Raw genomic sequence first — 3,781 nt, 5'->3', positions numbered from 1 at the left:
ACTCTCCCCAGGGTTGTCAAGCGTTTTGCGAAAAAATTTTAAAGTTTTTTTTGCAGCCATACACACCAAGGGTTTCGGCTCTCCTTCACTGCTCCGGTATCCCCTGGCTGACTCCTATTTTAACTATGGGGTCTTTTTTTTGGGCAAGATTGGACTTTTGAGGGGAGTATCTACCGCGCATGGGTAGAATATCTCTACGTGTAGATGTTCTATATATAGATTTTTGATCGCCCGCTCATGAAAAAACCTGCCCCTCTCCCTAGTGCCTTGTTCCTTACCTGCGCTTCACTGCTGATGGCTTGCACTCAGACGAACACTCCTCAGACATCGACTACAGTATCTCCAGGTACTTCGCCATCTCCAGCAACTCCGCCACAGGGTTCAGCTGCAGGGAACTCTACCGCTATTCCCATTGGGGTTGGGGTGGCCCAAACTAGCAATGTGGCTTTGCTCGGTCAGGAACAGGTGGCTGGGGCGAAAATTGCTGAGAAGTATTTCAACGATAAGGGCGGTGTGGATGGGACGCCGATTAAACTGGTGTTCCAAGATACGGGTGGAGATGAACAAGGGGCGATCAATGCCTTCAATACTCTGATCAATCAGGATAAGGTGGTGGGTATTGTGGGCCCAACTCTTTCGCAGCAGGCTTTTAGTGCCGATCCGATCGCCGATCGCGCCAAAATTCCCGTACTCGGACCATCCAACACCGCTAAAGGCATTCCCCAGATTGGCGATTATGTAGCCAGAGTCTCCGCGCCTGTCGCCGTGGTAGCACCTAATGCAGTTAAAGCCGCCCTCAAGCAAAATCCCAATATTAAGAAAGTAGCTGTGTTTTTTGCTCAGAATGATGCTTTTAGCAAATCTGAGACTGAAACTTTTCAGACAACGGTTAAAGATATGGGACTGGAATTGGCAACAGTCCAAAAATTCTTGACTACTGATACAGATTTCCAATCTCAAGCCACTAATGGGATAAATGTCAAGCCCGATTTGATAATTATTTCTGGGTTGGCCGCAGATGGGGGCAATTTAATTAAGCAGTTGCGGGAGTTGGGCTACAAAGGCGTTATCATTGGGGGCAACGGTCTGAATACTTCCAATGTATTTTCGGTTTGCAAGGCTCTTTGCGATGGGGTTTTAATTGCCCAAGCATATAGCCCGGAATATCAGAATGAGACTAATAAGGCTTTTCGTGATGCTTATCGCGCTCAATTCAAGAAGGAACCGCCTCAGTTTAGCGCTCAAGCTTTTACTGGTGTACAAGTTTTTGTTGAGTCATTAAAAGAAATTAATGCTAAGTCGAAGGTTAGCCAAAAGCCTTTGGCAGAATTGCGTACAAATTTGAATCAGCAGTTGTTGAGTGGAAAGTACGATACGCCTCTGGGGGAAATTTCTTTTACGCCGGAAGGTGAAATCAATCAGAAAGAGTTTTATGTGGCACAGATAAAAATGGATGCTGATGGAAATAACGGTAGATTTGAGTTTTTGAAATGAAGTCAGGCACGACAATGATTTTGACACGGATACACGGATGAGTTATTGAGTGTGATTCTGATGTCACCCCCCTGCCCCCCAAGGGGGGAAGTCAGAAGTCAGAGTGAAAATTGTATGTTTTTTGTTGTTGAATGATTTCGGTGTGAGGCTCAATTCTTAACTGGTGATGGACTTAACTCTGTTTCTGCAACAATTTTTGAATGGTTTGTCGATCGGCAGCGTGTATGCTATTTTTGCCCTGGGATACACCCTAGTGTTTTCTATTCTGGGAATTATTAATTTTGCTCACGGTGCAGTGTTTACTTTGGGTGCTTATTTCACTTATGCCCTGATGGGCGGTGCTTTTGGTTTTAACGGGTTGTTGGCTAATGCGAGAATTCCCGTGCAGTTTCCTTTTGCTGTGGCGCTAATGTTCGGCAGTGTGCTGGCGGGTTTAGTGGGAGTAATTGTTGAAAGAGTTGCTTTTTTGCCTTTGCGCCGCAGAAACTCCGATCCTCTGCTGACGGTGGTTTCTAGTTTGGGGGCGGCGGTGGCGATCGCCAATATTATCCAATATCTTGTAGGTGCCGAAATTTACACTTTTCCTGCTAACACTTACGGCTATTTACCTGCTGCAATTAACTTCGGAACAGCAGATACACCTATTCCGATTCGGACTGTTCAAATAGTAATTTTTGCGGTATCAGTTACGATTGTAGCTGTCTTAACTTACTTAATAAATTTTACTAAGTTTGGCAAAGCTATGCAGGCTGTGGCTGAAGATGCTACAACTTCTAGTTTGTTGGGGATTGATACTGATAAATACATTGTCTTGACGTTTTTTGTGAGCAGTTTTCTGGCTGGTTTGGCGGGGAGTTTGGTGGGTTCTAGTGTTAGTATTGCTGGGCCGTATTTTGGTATTGCTTTTGGTTTGAAGGGTTTGGCGGTGATTGTGCTGGGTGGGTTGGGGAGTATTCCTGGGGCGGTCTTGGGTGGGTTTATCATTGGTTTGGTGGAGGCTTTTGTGCCTGGAGATTTTTCGGCTTATAAGGATGCTGTGGCTTTTGCGATATTGTTTATTATGCTATTGATTAGGCCGCAGGGTTTGTTGGGACGGCGTTTGATTCAAAAGGTGTAAAATGGATAATTCGGTGATAGAAATCGGGGCAGACACAGGGAGATTGTCCCTATTTTTTACTACTTATGGGTTTCTGATTGTCTCGATGTTGCTGGGTGCAATGTTGGGAATGTCGCTGTATTTGCCTTTAATGACGGGACAGTTGTCTCTGGCTAGCCCTGGCTTTTATGCTTTGGGTGGGTATATTGCGGCGATTTTATCTACGACGGTTTTTCAACAGACAGGGGGTTTATTTCCACTGCAGTTGTTGTTATTGGAGATGATAATTGCAGGGGCTGTTTCGGGGTTGCTGGGGATTTTGGTGGGAATTCCGGCGCTGCGGTTGAGTGGGATTTATTTGGCGATCGCAACTATTGCTTTTGTGGAAATTTTGCGGGTTTTATCGCTGAATCTGGACATCACTGGCGGGGCTGTGGGCATTTTTGGGATTCCGCAACCGTTTGCGACGCCGATCGAGTATTTGTGGATTGTACTACCTTTACTGTTGGTAAGTATGGCGATTGTCTATCGGCTGGAACGGATTCGGGTGGGGCGCGCTTTTGCTGCGATCCGCGCTGATGAGTTGGCGGCTGATGCGATCGGTATTAACCCAACTTTTTATAAGGTTTTGGCTTTCACGTTAGGTGCTGTTTTAGCTGGGGTTGTGGGTGCAGTTAGTGCCCATTTTTTGAATACTTGGAACGCCCGTCAAGGTACTTTTGATGCTAGTATTATTTACTTGACTTCTGTGTTGATTGGTGGTAGCAGAAGTTTTCTGGGAGCAGTTTTGGGTGGGATGGTGTTTACTGCTTTGCCGGAGGTTTTGAGGGGAATGGCGACTATTCAGGGATTGCCGATTTGGTTGGCACAATTTCTGCGGGATGGACGTTTAATTATTTTTGGGTTGCTGATTGTTTTGGGGACGATATTTTTTCCGCAAGGTTTGGTGACGCCGGAGTTGTTGAAGAGGTGGAGGAAGGGCGATCATACTTCTGTTTAAAATTAGATTTTTGGTAAAGAAAGGTGCGATCACATCCCCACTCCTGATCGATCGCCTATCCAGGGTAAACGCATCTAAATTAAGTTGACAGAAAATCATATTTGTGCGTGAGTCTTTTTCTGAAAAAATCATTCTTAAAACTCTTAAATCCGATGGAATTAACCCAGTAAAAATCGAGCTTTAAGAACTTC

3 protein-coding genes are annotated in these 3,781 nt (G+C 45.3%); all 3 read left to right on the top strand.

Annotated elements, in window-relative coordinates; all coding sequences use genetic code 11:
* The first annotated feature begins 237 nt into the window (after nucleotides 1-237).
* The 3 genes from QUB56_RS36400 to QUB56_RS36390 all read left to right on the top strand — a co-directional run bounded on the left by QUB56_RS36400 (nucleotide 238) and on the right by QUB56_RS36390 (nucleotide 3,590).
* Nucleotides 238-1,494: an ABC transporter substrate-binding protein gene (locus QUB56_RS36400; RefSeq protein ID WP_332961218.1), complete on the top strand. Its 1,257-nt coding sequence runs from the start codon at nucleotides 238-240 to the stop codon at nucleotides 1,492-1,494.
* Between the two features lie 166 nt (nucleotides 1,495-1,660).
* Nucleotides 1,661-2,611, top strand: coding sequence for a branched-chain amino acid ABC transporter permease (locus QUB56_RS36395; protein ID WP_332961217.1), 951 nt, complete (start codon nucleotides 1,661-1,663; stop codon nucleotides 2,609-2,611).
* A 1-nt stretch (nucleotide 2,612) separates the two neighbouring features.
* Nucleotides 2,613-3,590 carry a branched-chain amino acid ABC transporter permease gene (locus QUB56_RS36390; protein WP_445243450.1) on the top strand — a complete coding sequence of 326 codons (978 nt, stop codon included), beginning with the start codon at nucleotides 2,613-2,615 and terminating at the stop codon, nucleotides 3,588-3,590.
* The last annotated feature ends 191 nt before the right edge of the window (nucleotides 3,591-3,781 follow it).

Source organism: Microcoleus sp. AR_TQ3_B6 (assembly GCF_036702785.1).
Classification (GTDB): Bacteria; Cyanobacteriota; Cyanobacteriia; order Cyanobacteriales; family Microcoleaceae; genus Microcoleus.
This window is presented reverse-complemented; position numbering and strand designations above follow the sequence as displayed.

Excerpts from the sequence above, each read along its gene's own strand:
- QUB56_RS36395 (WP_332961217.1), top strand. The coding sequence starts at position 1,661 with ATGGACTTAACTCTGTTTCTGCAACAATTTTTGAATGGTTTGTCGATC.
- QUB56_RS36400 (WP_332961218.1), top strand. The coding sequence starts at position 238 with ATGAAAAAACCTGCCCCTCTCCCTAGTGCCTTGTTCCTTACCTGCGCT.
- QUB56_RS36390 (WP_445243450.1), top strand. The coding sequence starts at position 2,613 with ATGGATAATTCGGTGATAGAAATCGGGGCAGACACAGGGAGATTGTCC.